18 protein-coding genes are annotated in these 21,464 nt (G+C 35.3%); 10 read left to right on the top strand and 8 right to left on the bottom strand.

Annotated elements, in window-relative coordinates:
* Positions 1 to 115: 115 nt before the first annotated feature.
* The 3 genes from menD to MYP_RS22635 are packed head-to-tail and all read right to left on the bottom strand — an operon-like array spanning position 116 to position 3,448.
* Positions 116 to 1,801: a 2-succinyl-5-enolpyruvyl-6-hydroxy-3-cyclohexene-1-carboxylic-acid synthase gene (gene menD / locus MYP_RS22645; RefSeq protein ID WP_231570087.1), complete on the bottom strand. Its 1,686-nt coding sequence runs from the start codon at positions 1,799 to 1,801 to the stop codon at positions 116 to 118.
* A 5-nt stretch (positions 1,802 to 1,806) separates the two neighbouring features.
* Positions 1,807 to 3,015 carry a chorismate-binding protein gene (locus tag MYP_RS22640; RefSeq protein WP_052430444.1) on the bottom strand — a complete coding sequence of 403 codons (1,209 nt, stop codon included), beginning with the start codon at positions 3,013 to 3,015 and terminating at the stop codon, positions 1,807 to 1,809.
* 13 nt (positions 3,016 to 3,028) lie between these two features.
* A complete protein-coding gene (locus MYP_RS22635) occupies positions 3,029 to 3,448 on the bottom strand; it encodes a hotdog fold thioesterase (RefSeq protein WP_045468896.1) in 420 nt (139 codons plus the stop codon).
* Positions 3,449 to 3,488: 40 nt separating this feature from the next.
* Here MYP_RS22635 and MYP_RS22630 point away from each other — a divergent pair, with 40 nt between their 5' ends.
* The 8 genes from MYP_RS22630 to MYP_RS22595 all read left to right on the top strand — a co-directional run bounded on the left by MYP_RS22630 (position 3,489) and on the right by MYP_RS22595 (position 10,063).
* A complete protein-coding gene (locus MYP_RS22630) occupies positions 3,489 to 4,118 on the top strand; it encodes a histidine phosphatase family protein (protein WP_045468893.1) in 630 nt (209 codons plus the stop codon).
* 123 nt (positions 4,119 to 4,241) lie between these two features.
* Positions 4,242 to 5,336, top strand: coding sequence for a fatty acid desaturase family protein (locus MYP_RS22625; RefSeq protein ID WP_045468890.1), 1,095 nt, complete (start codon positions 4,242 to 4,244; stop codon positions 5,334 to 5,336).
* Between the two features lie 204 nt (positions 5,337 to 5,540).
* Positions 5,541 to 7,148: a pyruvate dehydrogenase complex dihydrolipoamide acetyltransferase gene (locus tag MYP_RS22620; protein WP_045468886.1), complete on the top strand. Its 1,608-nt coding sequence runs from the start codon at positions 5,541 to 5,543 to the stop codon at positions 7,146 to 7,148.
* A 93-nt stretch (positions 7,149 to 7,241) separates the two neighbouring features.
* Entirely contained in the window at positions 7,242 to 7,781 is a 540-nt protein-coding gene (hslV, locus tag MYP_RS22615; protein ID WP_045468883.1) for an ATP-dependent protease subunit HslV, read from the top strand.
* Positions 7,781 to 8,122, top strand: coding sequence for an arsenate reductase (glutaredoxin) (gene arsC / locus MYP_RS22610; RefSeq protein ID WP_045468881.1), 342 nt, complete (start codon positions 7,781 to 7,783; stop codon positions 8,120 to 8,122). Before hslV ends, arsC begins: the two co-directional genes overlap by 1 nt.
* Before the next feature lie 78 nt (positions 8,123 to 8,200).
* Positions 8,201 to 8,728: a hypothetical protein gene (locus MYP_RS22605; RefSeq protein WP_045468879.1), complete on the top strand. Its 528-nt coding sequence runs from the start codon at positions 8,201 to 8,203 to the stop codon at positions 8,726 to 8,728.
* Positions 8,729 to 8,731: 3 nt separating this feature from the next.
* On the top strand, positions 8,732 to 9,319 hold the full coding sequence (locus MYP_RS22600) for an acyl carrier protein phosphodiesterase (protein WP_045468877.1): 588 nt from the start codon (positions 8,732 to 8,734) through the stop codon (positions 9,317 to 9,319).
* A 105-nt stretch (positions 9,320 to 9,424) separates the two neighbouring features.
* The gene (locus tag MYP_RS22595; RefSeq protein WP_045468875.1) at positions 9,425 to 10,063 is read left to right on the top strand and encodes an ACP phosphodiesterase; all 639 of its coding nucleotides are present in this window, start codon (positions 9,425 to 9,427) and stop codon (positions 10,061 to 10,063) included.
* On the opposite strand, the gene MYP_RS22590 is transcribed toward MYP_RS22595, so the two are convergent.
* The 3 genes from MYP_RS22590 to MYP_RS22580 form a co-directional block, all read right to left on the bottom strand.
* Positions 10,047 to 10,847 carry a phosphatase PAP2 family protein gene (locus MYP_RS22590; protein WP_052430443.1) on the bottom strand — a complete coding sequence of 267 codons (801 nt, stop codon included), beginning with the start codon at positions 10,845 to 10,847 and terminating at the stop codon, positions 10,047 to 10,049. The two genes, MYP_RS22595 and MYP_RS22590, sit on opposite strands and share 17 nt — an antisense overlap.
* 62 nt (positions 10,848 to 10,909) lie before the next feature.
* Complete coding sequence (locus MYP_RS22585; RefSeq protein WP_045468872.1) at positions 10,910 to 11,560, bottom strand: YdcF family protein; 651 nt, start codon at positions 11,558 to 11,560, stop codon at positions 10,910 to 10,912.
* 11 nt (positions 11,561 to 11,571) lie between these two features.
* Positions 11,572 to 12,606: a DUF4421 family protein gene (locus MYP_RS22580; RefSeq protein ID WP_045468869.1), complete on the bottom strand. Its 1,035-nt coding sequence runs from the start codon at positions 12,604 to 12,606 to the stop codon at positions 11,572 to 11,574.
* A 230-nt stretch (positions 12,607 to 12,836) separates the two neighbouring features.
* On the opposite strand from MYP_RS22580, the gene MYP_RS22575 reads away from it, so the two are divergent.
* Positions 12,837 to 14,813 (top strand): amylo-alpha-1,6-glucosidase, encoded by a 1,977-nt coding sequence (locus MYP_RS22575; protein ID WP_045468867.1) that lies wholly within the window; start codon positions 12,837 to 12,839, stop codon positions 14,811 to 14,813.
* A 4-nt stretch (positions 14,814 to 14,817) separates the two neighbouring features.
* Here the strand turns inward: MYP_RS22575 and MYP_RS22570 are convergent, their stop codons facing one another.
* Positions 14,818 to 17,232, bottom strand: coding sequence for a DUF5686 family protein (locus MYP_RS22570; RefSeq protein WP_045468865.1), 2,415 nt, complete (start codon positions 17,230 to 17,232; stop codon positions 14,818 to 14,820).
* On the bottom strand, positions 17,229 to 19,529 hold the full coding sequence (locus tag MYP_RS22565; RefSeq protein ID WP_231570086.1) for a patatin-like phospholipase family protein: 2,301 nt from the start codon (positions 19,527 to 19,529) through the stop codon (positions 17,229 to 17,231). Before MYP_RS22565 ends, MYP_RS22570 begins: the two co-directional genes overlap by 4 nt.
* A gap of 147 nt (positions 19,530 to 19,676) precedes the next feature.
* Here MYP_RS22565 and lepA point away from each other — a divergent pair, with 147 nt between their 5' ends.
* Positions 19,677 to 21,464 carry a translation elongation factor 4 gene (lepA, locus tag MYP_RS22560; RefSeq protein ID WP_045468861.1) on the top strand — a complete coding sequence of 596 codons (1,788 nt, stop codon included), beginning with the start codon at positions 19,677 to 19,679 and terminating at the stop codon, positions 21,462 to 21,464.

The raw sequence follows: 21,464 nt of genomic DNA, 5'->3' as shown, positions 1-21,464 counted from the left end.
ATAATGGGGTTTTGAAATCCATTCAATCTGGTTTCATCAAGAAAGTAACTTAATTGAAAACGTTTCTTAATGTATGAATTTTAATTTTGAAAGTGGATTAAGGTTTTGACAAATTCTATTTGCCATATTTCTCTTTAATCTGCTGTTTAAAGGAAGTGAATATCCCAGTATTTTTATCTATACATGTTTCTATTTCAAGAATCTTTGATTTACCGGATGATGTTAATAACTCTGGTAGTGCTGTATTTAAAGACTCTCTTTCGTTGCAGTATAAGTATTCAAGATTAAATTCATTTGCAATATTATTAGCCTTAAGATTTTGTTGAGTAATAAAATATTCAGGAGCTTCTTTCAGATTTTTAGGACCATCAATCATGTTAAAGATACCTCCGCCATGATTATTTAATAAAACAATTCTTAAGTTATCTGGCAGGTAATTATTCCAGAAAGCATTTCTATCATAAAAAAAAGCAAGATCTCCAGTCAAAAGAAATACCAGTTTATTAGTGCTTAAAGCATTACCAACAGCGGTGCTGAGGACTCCATCTATTCCACTTGTGCCTCTGTTGGCTCTTACGATAGTTCCTGATTGGATAAAGCTTCCTAAGTAATTTACATACCTCACAGGCATACTGTTTGATAAATGAAGAATATTTTCAGGAGGTAAATTTTTTACGACTTCAAAAGCCGCTTCAAATTCTGAAAACTCTGATTGGAAAGAAAAGAAGTTTTTAAGAAAAGTCAATCCTTTTATATCAATATTAAGCCAGTTGTTCAGCCATTCATCATTTTTAACTGCACCTTTAAATGTATTGAAAAAAGATGTAGGTTCTACAGGAATAATATGTGTAAGACAATGATAGGTATCAGCACCTTCTCCTGATGGATCTATATGCCAATGGTATTTAGGCTTATACTTTCTTAGGAATGATTTCAGACTTTTAGATAATACTGATTGACCAAATGTGATGAGTAAATCTGGTGTAAGTGTTTCGTGTTCCGGTTCTCCCGAAAGTATTACATCAATGTTTTGTATGGAATTCTTACAGCGAATATTAGAAATTGGTTCAGCCCATACAGGAATTTTATGAAAAGCTGTGAATTTAGATACTGCATTATTCAATTCGATATTAGCATTGTTTTGTCCGCTGAGCAATACTACTTTCTCACTTTGGTTAAACAATTGAATAAGTTGCTGCAAGCTTGATGTATCGATTGATGATTGAGCTTTTACTTTTTCTATTATTCTAACAGAAGTATACTTTACTTCATTACTGTTTTTAGGATAAAAAGGCTCACGTAAAGGAATATTGATGTGTACAGGACCCCTAGGGTAGGAGTCTGCTAAGTTAATTGCTTCAGATATAGTTCTTTGAATATGCCAGGATGAATCTGGATTTTGATGATCTGTTGGAAGCTGGAAGAACTTTTTAACATGGTTTCCATATATATATTGCTGTCGGATAGTCTGTCCGTCTTGTTGATCTACCCATTCAGGTGGTCTGTCAGCAGTAAGTATAATTAATGGTATTTGTTGGTAAAAGGCCTCTGCCACGGCAGGGGCATAGTTGAGTGCGGCAGTTCCACTGGTACATAAAAGTCCAACAGGCTTTTGGGTCTCAAGTGATAACCCTAATGCAATAAATGCTGCAGATCTTTCATCTGTAATTGTCCTGCTTGTCAGTTCGGGATGTCTGACTATGGCTACAGTAAGAGGAGCACAGCGAGAACCAGGAGATAAAACAAAGTTTTTTAGACCTTTTTTGGAGCAGATTTCTGCAATATTATAGATTGATTCCACAAATATTAGTGAAGGTTATCAAAGAGTGATTCTAAAGTGTACATTTTATGATTGGTCTCTTCCAATTCATTGGCTGCCACTGAATCTTTTGTAATACCGGCTCCTGCAAAAAAGGAAACTTTCCCTGATTGAATTTTGCAGCATCTGATATTTACATAGACACTAGTTTCGTTATTTATATTGATTGGTCCAAGAAATCCTGTAAATAGCTCTCTGTCATATTTTTCCATTTCTGTTATATAATTCATGGCTGGTTCTTTAGGAGTACCACATACAGCAGAAGTAGGATGAAGAAGTTTTATCATCCTGTATAAAAGATCAGGAAAAGGAACTTCATTGATATTAACAGTAAAATCTGTTCGCAGGTGAAATAGATTGCCAGCCTGAACGGTTCTTGGCCCTTCATCTTCATATTCCCGAAGGCGAATAGACTTGAAGCAATTGATAATATATCTACTTACTATCGCCTGTTCCTCTATCTCTTTTTGAGTCCAGACCACTTCATTAAGTTTCTGAATTCCTGTTGCAGGTTTAGTTGCTGCAAGAGCTATTGTTTTAAATATATTATCCTTGGATACACTTACAAGCAGTTCTGGAGTAGCACCAATCCAAGTGCCCAAGGTCGGATGACTAACCAGGGAAGTGAAAGCCAGAGGATGTTTTTGACAAAGTTGAAGATAGAATTGAAAAGGATTAAATCCTGAGGGAAGTCCTTTCTCTTTGGAACGGGAAAGAACAATTTTTTTAAATTTTTCTTTTTGAATTTCTTCAACAGCTTTTTCTACAAGATTTGTAAATTCCTGAGTTTCTTTTTTATTTGAATTCTTTGAGCTGTATTTGCCCTGATGAAATGAGGTAAACTCATTGTAATGATATTCAAAAGTATCAGCAAGAGTTGAATTTGGAATATTATTTACTTGTATTTCAGATTCTGAAGAGTTGAAATAGATATCAGGCCTTATCAATATAGTTTCTTTTAAGTCGGGGTTGATAAAAGGACTTAAAAGAAATCCGGAGCCGATATTTTCATTAAACTGAACTTTATTAAGAGTTTCAGAAAAGTCAATGATGATGGATACATCATCTCGCCCAGGTTCTTTCCAAACAGCGACAGCAAGTCCAAGGTTAAAAGAAGCAGTGAATAATCGCTCCATTGTTTCTTCAGCCCGATCAAAACTTTGAACAAAGTCAGTGCGGGTACTCAATCCCTTCATCCGATAAATGTGTTTACTTTTTAGGTACGATGGCAACAGTTAGTCTGCTGATACAAACTAACTCTTTTTTTTCATTTTCAATCCTGATATCCCAGATATGCGTGTTTTTACCAAAATGAACGAGAGAAGCTTTTCCATAGACATAGCCGCTTCGAACACTTTTGACGTGATTAGCGTTAATCTCAAGACCAAATGGAGCATACTGCTCAAGATTGACGCAAGATGCTGATCCTATGGATCCAAGTGTTTCAGCAAGTACAACAGAAGCACCTCCGTGCAGAAACCCCATAGGCTGATGGGTACGGTTATCTACTGGCATTCTGCCGATGATATAGTCTGCGCCGACTTCTATGTATTCAATCCCTAAATGCTCCACCATTGTATTTTTGGATAGTTTATTAAGGCCCTGAACCGTAATGTTGGGATTAATCATTATTTTGCAATACTATAATTAGTACAAAAGTAGAACAAAATTGAAAACGAAAAAAATTTACCTTTTAAGACATGGTCAGACAGATTATAATCTGAAAGGAATTGTTCAGGGAAGTGGGGTAGATACAGATCTGAATGAGACTGGTCAGAATCAGGCAAAGGCATTTTATAATTCTTATAAAAATGTTCCTTTTGATAAAATTTATATTTCAGCCTTGAAACGAACCAAACAATCCGTTCAACCATTTATAGATCTGGGAGTTCCTTACGAAATTTTAAAAGGACTAAACGAAATCAACTGGGGTAATAAAGATGGCCAGATGATCAGCGTTGATGAAAATACCCAATATTGGCAGCTTGTAAAAGGATGGAATTCCGGAGATTTTGGGTTGAAAATGGAAGGTGGAGAAAGTCCAAGTGAAGTGGAAAAAAGACTTTTAGAAGCATGGAATCATATTATTTCCAATGAGAAAGAAGAAAATATTTTAATTTGTATGCATGGTAGGGCAATGAGAATATTACTTGCATCTATATTGCACAATGACTTGAGAAAGATGGAAACATTTGAACATCATAATCTTGGCCTATATATTTTGACTTATTCTCAGGATACAGGATTAGTGATAGAAAAATCTAATTGTAAGGAACATCTTAAAAATTTATTTTGTTAAAAAAACTGATATACATATATTTCCAGAACGAACTATTCGTTCGTGTAATGTTTTTCATTCATAAATAGAATTTTTTCGTATTAATGAAGAATAAATTGAAATTATAATACCTAAATACCATAAATGTTAGCAAAAGTAAAATTCATCGACGTTAAGAAAACTGGTTTTTTTTCTACCGTCAGAGAAAGAGTAGACAAATATTTTACAGAGAATAATATCTCGAAAACAGGTAATGCCGCAATGTATTTTAAAACAGTGTTTTTTTTGGGCGGATTAATTCTTTTCTATGGTTTAATTATTTCAAATCAATTCGGACTTATTACAATGTGGGTGCTTAGCGCCCTGCTTGGAATGTTTGCTGCATTTATAGGATTTAATATCTGCCATGATGCCATTCATGGGTCTTATTCTACAAACACAACTCTTAACAAAATTCTCGGTTATTTATTTAATCTAATTGGTGCCAATGCATATTTATGGAGTATTGCACACAATGTGGTGCACCATACATATACCAATATTCACGGTCATGATGAGGATATTGAAATTGCTCCCGGCCTTATCAGATTAAATCCTGAAGAAAAAGCAAATAAAATACAAAGATATCAGCATTATTATGCCTTTTTTCTTTATAGTCTCGCAAGTCTTTCATGGGTACTGAGAAAAGATTATATCAAATTCTTTAAAAAGAATATAGGATCTCATGTAAATGATCATCCGAAGAAGGAATATGTAAAGCTGTTTTTATTTAAGTTTTTATATTACTTGGTATTTATAGTTCTACCTCTTGTATTTGTTGATATAACCTGGTGGCAGTTCATTATCGGATTTTTAACAATGCACTTTGCAGAAGGTCTTGTATTAGGACTTGTATTTCAGCTTGCACATGTTGTTGAATTAACAGAATTTCCTGATCCTAATGATGATGGGAATATTGAAGAGGCTTGGGCTGTACATCAGATGCGTACAACTGCCAATTTTTCAAGAAAAAGTCCAATTGCTGCATTTTTATGCGGTGGATTAAATATGCAAGTGGAGCACCACTTATTTCCTAAAATATGTCATATACACTATCCCGTAATTTCTGAGATAGTTAGAGAAACAGCTATTGAATTCGGTATTCCTTATCATGAATATCCGACATTTGGAGAAGCATTAGTATCACATTTTAAGGTTCTAAAAAGATTTAGCAGACCTGAAATGGAAATATCTGCCTAATAAAATAAGGTTAAATCCCTAAGAAATATAGATTTTAAGAAAAATATCCCCACTCCTGTATATTTTCAGGGTGGGGATAGTACTTTTTGCGTTTTATTTTTAAATTTGGTCCGTTAAAAACTTGTTTTGAAAGGTAGTTAAACCTTATTATTACAGTTTGAAATAAATTTTCTAAGCATTAATTAAACAATTGCATTTAGTACAATGGCTGAAGTGATCAGAATGCCCAAAATGAGTGATACCATGACTGATGGTGTTATTGCTACGTGGCATAAAAAAGTAGGAGACAAAGTAAAGTCCGGAGACGTACTTGCTGAGGTTGAAACTGACAAGGCTACAATGGAGCTGGAATCTTACGAGGATGGTACACTTTTATTTATAGGTGTAAAGGAAAAAGAATCAGCTCCTGTGGATGGAGTAATTGCTATCATTGGAAAAGATGGAGAAAACATCGACGGGCTTTTGAGCAGCGTGGGTAAAGGTGGTGCAACTCCTGCATCTGCTCCTTCAGAAACTAAACCTGAGCCGGCTCCTCAGAAAACAGCAGCTAAAGTGGATACATCAAATATTAATGCTGAGATAATCAGAATGCCCAAAATGAGTGATACCATGACTGAAGGTACCATCGTTGCCTGGCATAAAAAAGTAGGTGATAAAGTTAAATCCGGTGATTTGCTTGCAGAGGTAGCAACTGATAAAGCTACCATGGAGTTGGAATCATACAATGACGGTATATTATTATATGTAGGTGTTAAGGATGGAGAAGCTGTTGTTGTAGACGGGGTCCTTGCTATAATAGGAGAGCAGGGGGCTGATTATCAGACATTGCTTTCAGCTGCAGCATCAGGGACACCTTCTGCAGCACCTGCAGCAAAAGAAGAAAAGAAAGAGAGTACGGCTCTCCAGTCAACAGCGCAAACATCTTCCGTTTCCAGTGGTGATCAGAGACTGAAAGCTTCTCCACTGGCAAGAAAAATTGCAAAAGACAAAGGTATTGATCTGCAGCAGGTTCATGGATCAGGAGAATTTGGTAGAATTGTTAAGAAAGACATAGAAAGCTTTAAAGCTCCTGCAGCAACTCCTGTATCTGCTGAAACAAAAACCGTTTCTGCTCCTGCTTATGTAGGTCAGGAAAGTTTTGAGGAGGTTTCTGTTTCTCAAATGAGAAAAACAATTGCTAAAAGACTCGGCGAAAGTAAATTCGGGGCTCCTCACTTCTATCTGACTATGGAAGTAAACATGGATAAGGCAATCGAGGCAAGAGCAAGCATCAATGAGGTTGCTCCTGTCAAAATTTCTTTCAACGACATGGTAATAAAGGCCACGGCAGCAGCTTTAAGAAAGCATCCGAAAGTAAATTCGTCTTGGTTAGGTGATAAAATAAGATATAATCATCATATCCATATAGGTGTTGCAGTTGCGGTTGAAGAAGGCCTTCTTGTGCCTGTTTTGAAATTTGCTGATAATAAATCATTATCTCAGATAGGAACAGAAGTAAAAGAGCTGGGTGGAAAAGCAAAAAATAAAAAACTGACACCTGCTGAAATGTCTGGAAATACATTTACTATATCGAACCTGGGAATGTTCGGTATAGAAGAATTTACAGCAATTATCAATCCTCCGGATGCCGCAATTCTAGCAGTTGGAGGCATTAAACAACTACCAATCGTTAAAAACGGTGAAATAAAAATAGGTAATGTGATGAAACTTACTCTATCATGCGATCACAGAGCATTGGATGGAGCAGTTGGATCTGCATTCCTTCAAACTCTGAAAGACTTCTTGGAAGATCCGGTTAGAATTCTGGTTTAGTAAAAAATAAAAGAATAAGCCTCTCAACATCCGGGAGGCTTATTTGTTTATAAGAGTGAAGTGTATTTAAATTTTTTAAAGATTTTTAAGTAAATGGAAAAAATTAAATCAACAACTGTAATTTCTGTAATTCATAAAGGTGAAGTTGCTATCGGAGCTGATGGACAGGCAACACTGGGCAATACAATTGCTAAAAGTAATGTTAAGAAAATCAGAAAATTATTTGACGGAAAGATCATTTGTGGCTTTGCCGGAAGCACTGCTGACGCTTTTACATTACTTGAGAGATTGGAAGAAAAGCTGAATTCTTATGGAGGGAATTTGAAAAGAGGGGCAATTGAACTTGCAAAAGACTGGAGGACTGACAGATATCTGAGAAAACTCGAAGCAATGCTAATTGCGGCTGATAAAGATGAAATTCTGATTGTTTCCGGAACTGGCGATGTTATTGAGCCTGACAATCAGATCGCTGCAATTGGTTCGGGGGCAATGTATGCGCAATCTGCAGCACTGGCATTAAAAAAGCACGCACCTCACCTTTCTGCAGAAGAGATTGTTAGAGAAAGTCTGAATATAGCAGGGGATATCTGTATTTATACTAATCATAACTTAATAATAGAGACGATTAAATAATGATTCAAATATTACACAATCCCAGATGTACCAAAAGCAGGCAAGCCTTGGCTATTCTGACAGAATCTGGTGAAAATCCTGAAATAATAGAATATCTGAAAAATCCCCTCACGATAGAGGAGTTACAGGATATCATAGCCAAGCTTAAAATAAAACCTGAGGATTTGGTAAGAAAGAAAGAACCTCTTTTTGTTGAAAATTATAAAGGTAAGTCCTTTACGGATAAGCAATGGATTAAAATTTTATCTGAAAATCCGGTTCTTATTGAACGCCCGATATTAATTAAAGGTAATAAAGCTGTGATTGGAAGGGAAGAAGTAAAAATAAGAGAATTGCTGTAAATTCTTTCATTACCAGGATTCAAATTGAGTTAATATTAATTCCTCAATTTTTACTATATTCAGTAAAAATTGAGTTTAATGATTGTACGCACGGTACTGACAACATTGTGTCTTTTGTCCTATTTCAATAGCGTTGGACAGATTATCCCTCCCGAAAAAAAGAAATTTAATTTAGGAATTTATGATGGAATAGGAGGAGTTAATTTTTCTCCTATTCCAGCAGCTGATATCCAGGTTCTCAACACTACTTTAAGACTGGCGCCTGGGAACGACTATTGGGCGGTTGGGGTTTATCAGGAAATAATGCCATTATCAAAAATATTTTATAATTGGAGATGGATCGTTTCTGCCGGATACGGATCAAGAAAGGAAGAGGGACTTTTTTATGGAGGGGGAGCAACTGTAATTTCTAAAGGAAATTCTCTCATTCTCCTTACGGGTTTAAAAACTTATTTCGGATCCAGATTTTATTCTCAATTTCAGTTAGGATACATGAATACTCACTTTAAAACAGAAAACTTTCCTGATAAACGAGAAAATGGAGTGTATTTCGAATTTGGCCTGGGAGTAAATATTTTCAAAAATTTTAAGAAGAAAGCAGAATAATAGATGAATTTTCTGGGGCATTTATATTTGTCAAGGAGTCTTTCTGATGAAGTTATCGTAGGGAATTTTATTGCGGATGGAATAAGGGGAAAGGAATTAAAAGAGCTATCTCCTGAAGTTTTACCAGGTATAGTGCTTCATAGAAGTATTGATGAATTTACAGATAAGAATGCTTGGGTAAAAAAGAGCAAACAGAGGTTATATACTGAGTATGGAAAATATTCTCCTGTTATTGTTGATATTTTCTATGACCATTTTTTGGCAGTAGAATGGGGAAATTATTATCCTGAAATCTCGCTTAAAGACTTCGCTCAGGCCTCTTATGATTTATTGGAAAGCTATCCTCAATATCTTTCGGACCATATTAAGTTTCTCCTGACCCATATGAGAAACCAAAACTGGCTTTACAATTATTCAGAAATAAAATCACTTGAGAGAACTTTTGAGGGAATGTCAAGGCGGGCAACTTTTCATTCCCGAATGGAGACTGCCTGCAATGCTCTTATTAAGGATTATGATTTGTATAAAGAAGAGTTTAACGCTTTTTTTCCAGAGATTATACAGTTTGTGGAAGAGATGAAGATTCAGTGATAATACTGATTTTTTGAAGGCTTCGAATTTTTTGAGTCAATATTTGTTTTACATCCATACACTTATTTAAACCGGATCTTTCTGATCCAATTTAAATTAACCATTATGGGATTTCTTTTAAACACTTATTTATTCCTTTCCGAATCAAAAGATATCATGGTTGGAAGTTTTATTGGCTCAAATGTAAAACCAGCAAAAGTTGATAATTATGGCTCGGAAATCAGGAAAGGTATTCTCGCAAATCATCTTGTTACTAAATTTAAAAGGTCCCATTCTTTTTATCTTGCAAGTCAGAAACGTTTAAGCCCTAAGTTTTCAAAATATACGGAAGATGTTGTGGATCTCTTGTATGATCATCTTTTAGCATCCACATGGAAAGAAAGATCCGGATATCCATTTCTCGACTTTGTTCAAAATCTTTATCAGGATTTACTGGAATTTCATTCCGTATTTCCCTATAAAATGAATAGACTTTTGCCTTTCATAATTTCTAATAATCTGTTTGGTCTCCTTGAAACTATGAATGGCGTTCATAAATACATAAAACTAATGGCCAAAAGAGATACTTTAAAGGGAAATTTCGAATATGCCCTTACAGATTTTCTTGAAAGCTATGTGGAATTCAGAAAAGATTTTACTATTGTTCTAAAGGATTTGACTGAATTTGTCCAAACTGGTTGTAAAAATATTCTTGAGGAAAATTCTCAAGTTAAAACTCCCAGGATTATCAGAACTTATAAGTAAGGGCCACAATTCCTGTTTGATTGATATATGTTGGTATGATAGAAATATTTGAATCTTTCTTCTTTTTATGAATTTCCGGAATTAAAATTCCTAAGGCAACACCGATCGGAAGGCCAGCAATGATATCAGTTGGGAAATGCTGTCCGTTTTGGTATCTGAAATATCCTACAAGTGCAGGAGGAATTGAGGCTACAGTCCATATAATCCACTCATTTTTCATGTCAGGGTAATAGTCATGAAGAACTTTTGCTGCAAAAAAAGTGGAAGCCGCCGCCGCGGCAGGATGTCCTGCAAAGAATGAGTTTAAAGCGCCTTTCCCCGTCCTTTTTTCCATTTCCACTTCCGCATTATAAACATAAGGTCGTTTTCTTCTGGTCTGACTCACTCCCCAAGTATATATTACACCCATGGCGCCCATAGTTTCCAGATATAGTGTTACTATTTTTAATCCGTCATGCCTTATGTTTTTATCCAGTAGAGTTAAAAACGGAATCGCAATAGAAGTATACAAAGCTGCATCTGAAAAGACTCCTGCATTATTATAATCCCTGCGGGTTGCTCCTCTGTCAAATGCATTAACATCGGCCGGACTTAAAGTCACTACATAAGCACTGTCCAGTCTTGGTTTGGCCCTCAGCTCTTTTAATCCAAGTAAACTAAGGCCACCTGCTACAGGAATTGAAATAACATCAATCGCTCTGACTCTATAAGGGCTGGTCTGTGCGAGGCAAATATTAAAAGTATTAATTAATATAAGGATTGTGGTTAGTGCTACTTTTACCATTTTCAAAAAACTTGCAGTGTTATGATTTAACCTCAGTAGTGTTGAAAATGTTAGTGGAGTATTTATTCTTCTTCAAAATTGATATTCTTTCCTAAAGTTCCTTTCCAACGTTTCCAAAAACTTTCCCTTTCTGTGATGCTGATGAAGTTTTGGACCTGAGCTGTAGAGTCTATGATCTTAGGATCTATTTTGTTGATTTGTTTTAATGTGTCAAATACAATAGGGATATGGGCTACATCAAGTTTAAATTTTTTACCAAACCTTCTTAATAACTTATCCTGATAAGGATCAGTTGCCAGTGCAATTCTTTTAAATCCCATTTTCTGGGCCATCTTATAAGAGTAATAGAGGTTTTCTGTGCTATGCTCAGCTTTGGTTTCTGCAAAAATTTTCTCTTTAGGAATGCCAAGAGCTTCACCATATAATGCCATAATCTTACTTTCAACATAAGGAGTATATACAGCACTTCCGGAATAAATAATATTTTTGGCAATACCTTTTTTATAAAGATATTCAGACCAGTAGACTCTTATTTTCATTACAGGATGCCAGTTGCCATTTTCATATGGATAAGGGATTCCGGGAACAATAATGACATCATATGGCTCTGATTGCATGGCCTGATTAAGGTACCTCTCAGGTTTGCGAGTTGCACAAGAAGTGAGAAGTGCTAAAAAATAAACAAGGCCTAATGGGAAAAAATATTTTTTCATAAAATGAGGAATTAAAATTTACTTATGATTTTACTCAAGTCAAAGCGGCGTCCAGCATAAAATCTGATGTTGCCAAGGTGGTAGTTTATTGACGATTGCTCTGAGTTGTCCATTGAAATATTATCGGTCGTTAAATTGAATCCCGCATAGAACTTACCTCTATTATATCCTGTTGCAAAACGGATTTGGGATCTTAATGCAATTTTTGTTTTGGTGTAAAAATAATCCATGTTTTCTTTTTGACCTTCAAAATTTACCAATGCAATACCTGGAATTGCAGAAAGAGTTATGAAGAAATGCTTTCGGATTACTAAAGTATAGGCATAACCAACTCCTGCTCCAAATGTTAGGGTTTTCCCTTTGATCAAATATGCTCTGTCGGAAAAAGCTGATTCAAGCTGTATGGGTATGATGCTTGAATCTGACCGAAGATTAAAATAGTTTACATAACCACCTAACAAAAGAGATCCAGCTCTTTGCTTTTGAGCTTCATCCTGGATGAATGCTGCACGGTATGAAAAACGACTGGAATTAAGAATATAATAAAAACTACCTCCTAAAGCTATTGTAGAGATATCCGGTCTTTTAGGATAAGGATCAAGTTTTGAATTCCATGAAGGGTTTAGTTCTTTGGCATTTTCAATGTAAAAACCTTTATAAGTCTGAAGGTTCAGGTCAATGATCGTTTTCCTGCCATATCTGCTGGCGTGCAAATCTCTCTGGTATGTTTTACCATACTTATCATTATCATTATTGATGAAAGGGAGATTGAATGCAAGCTCAAGACCGATTTTTTTGTGATAACCTGCAAATCCCATTGCCAGGCTTTGATTAGGTTTATACTTTAAGCTTCTTTTGCTGGTTTTATCGTAAATATTAAAGTTATTGCCTCTGATTATAAATGTTCCTTTTGTTGTAAGTAAATGAGAGTAACTTATAATATAGAGAGTGTCATACTTCGTTTTTTTGCTAGTATGCTCTTGGGAGAAACATAATTGTGTTGACAATAAAATTAATATTAAAGCAACCAGTCTGAAACAGGACATCTGTATGTATTTCTCAATAAAATTTCTCAAAAGATACATATTTCCGTCTTATTTTTTGTATTAAGATTTGAACCAGGGTGGGTATATTGATATGAACGAAGTAAAATTAAACATTATTTAGCTTTCCCTATTTTACTTTGGCTGGCTTTTATTTAAGAGTATTCTTATGAATAAATGAATAAAATTGTCAAATTTAAGTCAGTATAATTGGAGTTATATTTTTCAGAGCAATGAAAATTACCATCAGCGACAATATTATTAAGGATTTTTCAAAAGCTTCTTCCAGGGAGTGGTTGGAAACGAATGGCTTAGGGGGATGGGCGAGCGGATCTTTATCCGGTGCCAATACCAGAAGTTATCATGGAATGTTTGTTGTTGCCACTCATCCACCGGTGGGAAGAATGGTTTTGATTTCAAAACTCGAAGAATTTATTAAGTTTAAAGGAGTAAAATTCGAATTAAGTGCGAATCAATTCCCATCCAATATCTGTGCTACTGGCCTGGAGTATTTTGATAAATATGAGCAGGAGTATTTTCCCGTGTTTCATTATAAAATAGGGGATAATATTGAAATAGTGAAAACGATTGCTGCTATCTATGATGAAAATACAATCGTGGTGACTTATGAAGTAAAGAATGCTGTTGATGAGTTTGAGCTGGAATTAAAACCGTTTATATCTTACAGAGATTATCATGGATTAATTAAAGAGAATAAAAATTTGAGGTGGGAGGCTGTATTTGGTAATGGAGTTCTGAAAATGGATCCATATGAAGGTTTGCCACCTTCCTACATATTTCTTAAAAATTCTAACTTTAAATTCACTCCTGCATGGTTTCTTAATTTTGAATACGGGGAAGAGCAAAACCGAGGTCTACAGTTCTCCGAAGATTTGTTTAGCTATGGAAATTTCAGTGTTAAACTGAAACAGGGAAATAAAATCGGAGTAATTATTTCAGACAAAGATCCTTCAAGAAAAGATCCGTTTAAACTGATTTCCTCTGAAAGGAAACGTAGGGAAAAAATCACAAGAAATATTCCGTTTAAAGATGATCTTTCTCAAAGACTTGCCATTGCTGCAGATCAGTTTGTGGTGAAGAGGGGAAAGAATCTTAAAACAATTATTGCTGGCTACCATTGGTTCTCAGACTGGGGGAGAGATACAATGATTTCACTCCCCGGAATTTGTCTGGTTACAGGTAGGTTCGATGAGGCAAAAAAAATACTTAAAGCATTTGCCAAAAGTATAGATATGGGAATGATTCCCAATAGATTTCCTGATGTAGGGGAAGAACCGGAATACAACACAGTGGATGCTACTTTATGGTTCTTTATTGCAATAAAAAAATATCTTGATTATTCGGGAGATAAAACGTTTGTTCTGAAAGACCTCTATTCTTCTTTGAAAGATATTATTCAATGGCACGATAGAGGTACAAGATATAATATAAAGGTTCAGGAAGATGGTTTACTGTATGCCGGGCAGCATGGGGTTCAGCTTACCTGGATGGATGCAAAAATTGGCAATTGGGTTGTGACACCAAGGGAAGGCAAAGCTGTTGAAATCAATGCTCTTTGGTACAATGCTCTAATGATTCTGGGAGAACTTGCAGATCTCAAGGGTGAACTGAAAGCAAGTCGTCAGTTCTATGAAAGGGCAGGACATATTAAAAACGCTTTCCTTGATACTTTTGTAATAAAAGATCAGGGGTATCTTTATGATTATATTAATCAATATGAACACAACAGTGCAGTAAGGCCTAATATGCTTTTTGCTATCAGTTTACCTTATCCGCTTCTGGATAATGAACTATCAGCTTCAATACTCAAGATAACAGAAGAAAAACTTTTAACTCCGGTTGGATTACGAAGTTTGTCTCCTGATGATCCTCAATACAAAGGCAATTACTCAGGAGATCGGCTTGCAAGAGACGGTGCATATCACCAGGGAACTGTATGGGGATGGCTGATTGGACCATACATAACAGCGAAGGTAAGACTTGAAGGAGATAAAGGAAGACAGGAAGTAGAGCAATGGATACAAAATTTCCAATACCATCTAAGCGAAGCAGCAATAGGCAGCATATCGGAGATATTTGACGGAAATGAACCATATGCTCCTAAAGGTTGTGTTGCTCAGGCCTGGAGTGTTGCGGAACTTCTAAGAGCTTATCTTGAAGATGTGAAAGAGGTCTTTAAAAAGAAATAATAGATTATAAAAAGAAGTTAGTGGCAAACTTGAATACAAAGTTATCACCAAAATGAGGTAATGCATAAGGGCCATATCTCAGGAAGACACCGGCACCTATCCCTAATTTTAACCCGGCTAGATTTATAACAATTACGTTGTTAAGAAAAGACCCTCCCTCCATATATCCTTTCTCCATTGTTTTAAATGGAATCTCCTGATGGTATTCCGGATGATTTAAGCTTCCGATACCGATATTATTGATGATCCATAATGATGGGGTGATGGACTTTGTAATAAATAATTTTCCAAAGTCATGGGAAAAGAATAAACTCGCATATTTGTTGCTCAGAAACTCATTGAACTTCATTGTTTCAAAGCTATTGTGAAATACAACAGACGTGTTTCTGTAACTACCTTTTTGATTATAGAGTTTCATATAAGGAGCATCTCCGGTAATTAAACCTGTCTCAAGTTGTATTCCGGTTTTGCCCAGGAAAAGTATTCTCAATGTTTCCTCTATCTTTAAGGCAAATCGATTATAATTAAAATCTCCGCTTACACCTTTCTTTAGTCCTTTCTGCCAGATAAATGAAATAACTGGGTAGTTAGTAGGTTGAGGATATTTCCTTTTCAATACGTTGAAATATTGTTCACCAAAAGCATATCGAAATCCAAATTTGAATTCTGTGAAATTAAATTTTAAACTGTCAGTTCCCCTATAAACATAATCATAAGTTGGCCTGTGCTGACTGTTATCAAAGGAAACCATCACATCCATATTTTTAAAAGGATGATAAAAGATTGAATTTTCCTGTTCAAATACAAGGTCCAATATTCTTAACCAGAATTTTCTTAAAGCCTCACTGCTGTACTGATATCTGTTGTAAGGATAAAAATTAGCTCCTGCTTCTCTTAAATCATAAGAAAATCTAGCATTAAAGGAAATCGGAACATCGTAAAAGGGTTTATAGGTAAAGTCAGCTCCGTATTTGAATTTTTGATCTCTAATTCCATATCCAATGTAACCTCCATATTTGATTTTATCGGAGTATTTTTCGTTGGTATGCGCTCCGAAACCTATTCTTGTTCCTTCTACTTTGTTAAATGTCAGAAGTCTGTTTACATCTATATCAATTTTTCTGAAAGGAAGTTCTCCATAAAAAACCTTTTCTCCGAATGTGAGAAAATTCTCGATATCTTTTTTATACTTAAAAGATTCAAAGTAAAAATAAGTAATGGAATCAGCATGAGTAAGAGGCTCTTTTCTAGTAGCTTTCCAATACTGCTCTCCTCTTTTGTTTGCGCGCTCAGAGTAATTGAGAATTACTTCATTAAATGATTTTTTATTAAGATAAGCATTGAGATTTACATCAAATATATAAGAGTTACCATTGGCTATATACTTTTCTGTGCCTCTTGAAAAGACTATAACAGTTCTGGTTCTGGAAGGAAACCATACATCTTTCTCATTATGGAATTTATAAGATTGCAATAGGTTTATTTCAACTTTCCCTTCCTCATAAGGAGAAACATTTAAATGCTCTATGGCATACTTGTTTTTATTAATAAAAACAGTGCCTTTCAACCCATCAAAATATCGGTCACTTCGAGGATTAAACTTAACAACATAAACAGTGTCTTTATTCGGATATACTGTATCGATTAAGTTGAAGGCATATCTGTGAAATATATCTTTGTTCAGGGGGCTCGGATAACTTTTGCCTGCAATGTTCAGGTAGTCTTTATATAAAGATGCATTCTGTACCTGATTGGCCTGAACCATCAGCAAGGGGAGATCAATTCCAGAAGATTTAGCGCCGTCCAGCTCTTCTCTCTGGTGTAATTGATCTATAAATTTTTTTTCGCTTGAAGTTTCAATCAGAATGAAATGCTGTTCTTCTTTTAACTTTTTAAATGAAAGAGAAAATTTTTTAAAAATAAGACTTAGAAACTTATTTGATTTCTCAACCTCCGTTGTAGCAAGACTGAATTTATTATAGGTTTTATAACTATAATAACGCATTTTCTCAGGGTTATTCAGATCTTTATGATCCATAACCTTATGAATAATCTCCGGAGCAAAAGGGTCAGAATCCTTTGATATTTCAAAAAAGAGAAACTTATTAAGCTTTACAGAAAGTACGCTGTCAAAAGGAGGATATAACGTAACAGGTCTGTGCATATAGAGATCAAATGTTACCTTCTTTAAAGAGGATATATTTTCAATAAAAAAATTACCATCGATATCTGATAAATAATCAATGGAGTCATTTACTCTAATGTGGACGAAAGGTAGACTGCTCCCTGAAAAGGTTTCTTTTACATATCCTTTTAATGTGTCTGTTTGAGCAAGTAGTATTTGGGATAAAAAAAGCAGGATTATAAAAATCCCTGTGCTTGTTAACTTTTTTAAAAGAACAGGGGAAAAATTTTTCATTTCTGATCAGATAATAGCTTTTTTAAGTGATTTAAGGATTCCTGATTGTTATTTTCTAAAATAGTTCTTTGTAAGCTTTGTTTTTCCCTGGTAGTTAAATGCCAGCTCAAAACCGCTCTTTCAGCGGTTTCCTTCTTTTCAACTTCTTCCGGGTTTATTTTCTTTTCTTTCAATATGCCCCAATATCTAGGTTTGGGGATATATTCGAAATTAACCACATTGATCTTTCCGTTAAACCAGCCATAAGCGCCTTCGATCAGGTTGTCGTTGTTGAAGTCTTGAAGATAATCCCAATTATTATATAAACTTCCAATTGGTGTAAACATTTTTTGAAAAATTGAAGCTTCTGCTTTTTTCTCAATCGGACTATCTTTCTGAGAATCTCTGATACAGACAAAAACAACGCCACTTGTATTCTGACTTATCCATTCTCTGAATACATATAAAAACCTCACCGCATCCCTGATTCCAAAATTGTCAGCAATTCCGGCATCCATTATTTCCATTGCAGGTGAACTGGGAAGTTCTACATTAGGAGTGACATATGGAAAGGTTGCACTCATGCGAACTGCGCTTAAAAATCTCAGATTTTTAGCATCCTGTTTCTCATAGAACCTTTGAAATTCAATTCCTTTGATCTTTTGATTAAGATCTACTTCCTCTGGAGGAGAGGTTGTCATATAACTGCAATGCTGGCTGGAAATGAATAGTTTCCTTCCATCGTTTATGACTGTTGGAGACATAATAATTAAAGGTATAAGAGCATTCTGTTCCGGAATTTTATAGTCACAAACCTTTTTATTAAGCACATGCTCAAGATTGGTATTGAGTTGTTCTTCGAATGCATAACCTCTGTCTTTGAGATATTCATAGTTCCCATAATTGAACTTTTGGAATCGGAAGAAAATGTCGTTTACAACAAGGCTGAAAATGACAGGGTTTAGAACATCTTTGGTAATGTTTTTAAATGCATGATCTGAATATAGATTAATGTTTTCTCCTTGTTTTTTCCTCAGATATAATTCTCTGAAGTAACTAGCACCCACCATTCCTCCAGAGGCACCTGTCATGAGAATGGAATGATCAAGTAATCCTCCGTTAAGTGTGCTGTCTACATATTGTAATGTTCTCGTAGTCCAGGCCGCAGCTCTTTGTCCACCTCCACTGACACAAATAAAGACCATTTTCGGTTTTTCTGGTCCTGAAAATTTATTCTTCCAGTTATTCAGAATGAGAGTAGTTGAATCGGTATCTGTTTTGAAAGTTGATTCATTGCTCAAATCGTTAAGTCTTTCAAGGCTATATTCTGCGGGAGTATTATTGTAATTAATTCCATAGGCCTGATATTTGGAATTGATGATTTCATATTTTACCAGAAAGTTAAAAATTACCAAGGCTGCAACCAGGGCTGTAATTGCCCATCCTCTTAACCAATAAGAGAATGCGCCGGTAAACATAATAAAGATTGAAAAGAAAAGTATCCCACTTGCAGCTGCAGGTATCTGGAAATAAGAGTTATCCCTGAACAGACCAAGAATTATAATGACTATTATAACAAAAATTTCAACAATTACTGCATTCAGGTGATTCTGATCGAATACCTTTAATAGAATTTCCTTATCATAATTTTTGTATGGTTCAACCTTGACGAATTTAAATGGAAAATCCAGATAATGATTTACAATGTATTTATTCTTTTTAGCATTTTTTAATTTCCTTAATACATTGACTCTGTTAATATTAGTCTTCTTTAGCTGCCTGTCAAGGTTAGAAGCCAGCTCCTTGAATATATCCTTATTAGTAGAACTGAAATAAAAGAGCAATAAGAAAAGCGTAATACCGACACCTAAAAGAAAACTAGCTACTTCAAGAAAAATTTGCGTATTAGTCTGAAAACCACTTTTGAACTGAAATCGAACAATATTGATTGAATAAACTATCAGGAAGGCCAGAGGTATTATACTGTTATTCAGGCAGAATTTTGTAAAAGGGCGTGCAACAGTACCAAGGAAGTTAAAACGATAACTGTCAAGAATATAGGTTGTAATATGAAAGGATAAGATAAATATTCCAACGGCTACACCAATTATCAGGAAGCCTTTGTAATTCACCTGATTCATGTATTCCGGATCAAGAAACAAATAAGGGATTCCGAGAATATTTCCAATGTTTGAAGTGACAAAACCAAACAGAATGAACCACAAAGCCAAAAGTATCTGGTTTTTCTTGAAATGATTAATCAAAAGCTGTGCAGGGAAGGAATAATATAGATCCTCCAGAGTCTTATTCTTGCTCATTCTGTTCATGAATACACGATTCCTCCTTACATATACGAAAAAGACAATTTTAAATATTAAAACTTATTAAAACAATTAGATAAATATTAAACGGGGTATTATTTTTTTAGTATCCAGAATTCATAACTTTGTAGCTGATTTACTGAAATGGAAAATATTAGAAACTTTTGCATCATAGCCCATATTGATCACGGAAAAAGTACCCTGGCCGATCGTCTTTTAGAATTCACAAATACCGTAACTAAAAGAGAAATGCAGGCGCAGGTCCTTGATAATATGGATCTTGAGAGAGAAAGAGGAATTACAATTAAGAGTCATGCTATTCAGATGAACTACGTGTACAAAGGAAAAACCTATGTGCTTAATCTGATAGATACACCCGGGCACGTTGACTTTTCTTATGAGGTTTCCAGGTCTATAGCTGCCTGTGAAGGTGTTTTACTTTTAGTTGACGCCTCTCAGGGTATTCAGGCTCAGACTATTTCAAATTTATACCTTGCCTTGGAGCACGATCTTGAAATAATTCCTGTATTAAATAAAATAGACCTTCCTGGCGCTATGCCTGAAGAGGTAAAGGATCAGATGGTAGATCTTGTGGGATGTTCAAGGGAATCAATTATTCCTGCCAGTGGTAAAGACGGAACCGGAGTAGATAAAGTACTTGAAGCAATTGTTGAAAGAATTCCAGCTCCCAAAGGAGATAAAACAGCTCCTTTACAAGCCCTGATTTTTGATTCAGTTTATAATTCGTTCAGAGGTATCGAAGTAATATTCAGAGTTTTAAACGGAACAATCAAAAAAGGAGATAAAGTAAAATTCGTTGCCACAGATACCGTTTATCATGCTGATGAAATCGGTATTTTAAAACTTGAAAAAGAACCACGTACTGTAATTGAGGCAGGTGATGTTGGATATCTTATTTCAGGTATCAAAAGTGCGAAAGAGGTAAAGGTAGGAGATACAATTACAAGCTTTGATAATCCTACAAAAGAAGCCATTGTTGGTTTTGAAGATGTAAAACCAATGGTTTTTGCCGGAGTGTATCCAGTTGAAACCAGTGATTATGAGGATTTAAGAGAGGCTATTGAGAAACTTCAACTGAATGATGCATCCCTTGTTTGGGAACCTGAAACTTCGGCAGCTCTTGGATTTGGCTTCCGTTGTGGTTTTCTTGGAATGCTGCACATGGAAATCATTCAGGAACGTCTTGAAAGAGAATTTGACCAGACTGTAATAACTACTGTTCCTTCCGTGTCATTTCATGCATTCGATAATAAAGGAGAAATGCATGTTGTAAATGCACCTTCTGAAATGCTTGATCCATCTAAGTTGGATCGCATTGAGGAACCTTTTATCAAAGCTCAGATTATAACAAAGTCCGAATACATTGGGGCAATTATGACTCTTTGTATGGAAAAAAGAGGAGTATTAAGAAATCAGGTTTATCTGACAACTGACAGAGTAGAAATGATTTTTGAAATGCCACTCTCTGAAATGGTATTTGATTTCTTCGATAAATTGAAAACCATTTCAAAAGGATATGCTTCACTTGACTATGAATTAATAGGATACAGGGAATCCAACATGGTGAAACTTGATATTCTTCTGAATGGTGATAAAGTAGATGCTCTTTCTGCTATTGTTCACAGAGATAAGGCATATGAATGGGGTAAAAAACTTTGCGAAAAATTAAAAGAGTTACTTCCAAGACAGCAATTTGAGATCGCGATTCAGGCTGCAATAGGTGCTAAAATCATCTCCAGAGAAACGGTAAAAGCATTAAGAAAAGACGTTTTGGCGAAATGTTACGGTGGTGATATTTCCCGTAAGAGAAAGCTTCTCGAAAAACAGAAAAAAGGTAAGAAGAGAATGAGACAGGTGGGTAATGTGGAGATACCTCAGGAGGCATTTATGGCTGTCCTTAAAATTGACTAA

This window comes from Sporocytophaga myxococcoides (assembly GCF_000775915.1).
In the GTDB taxonomy this organism is placed as follows: domain Bacteria; phylum Bacteroidota; class Bacteroidia; order Cytophagales; family Cytophagaceae; genus Sporocytophaga; species Sporocytophaga myxococcoides_A.
Note: the sequence above shows the minus strand (reverse complement) of the source record. Positions and strands in the feature narration are given on the sequence as shown.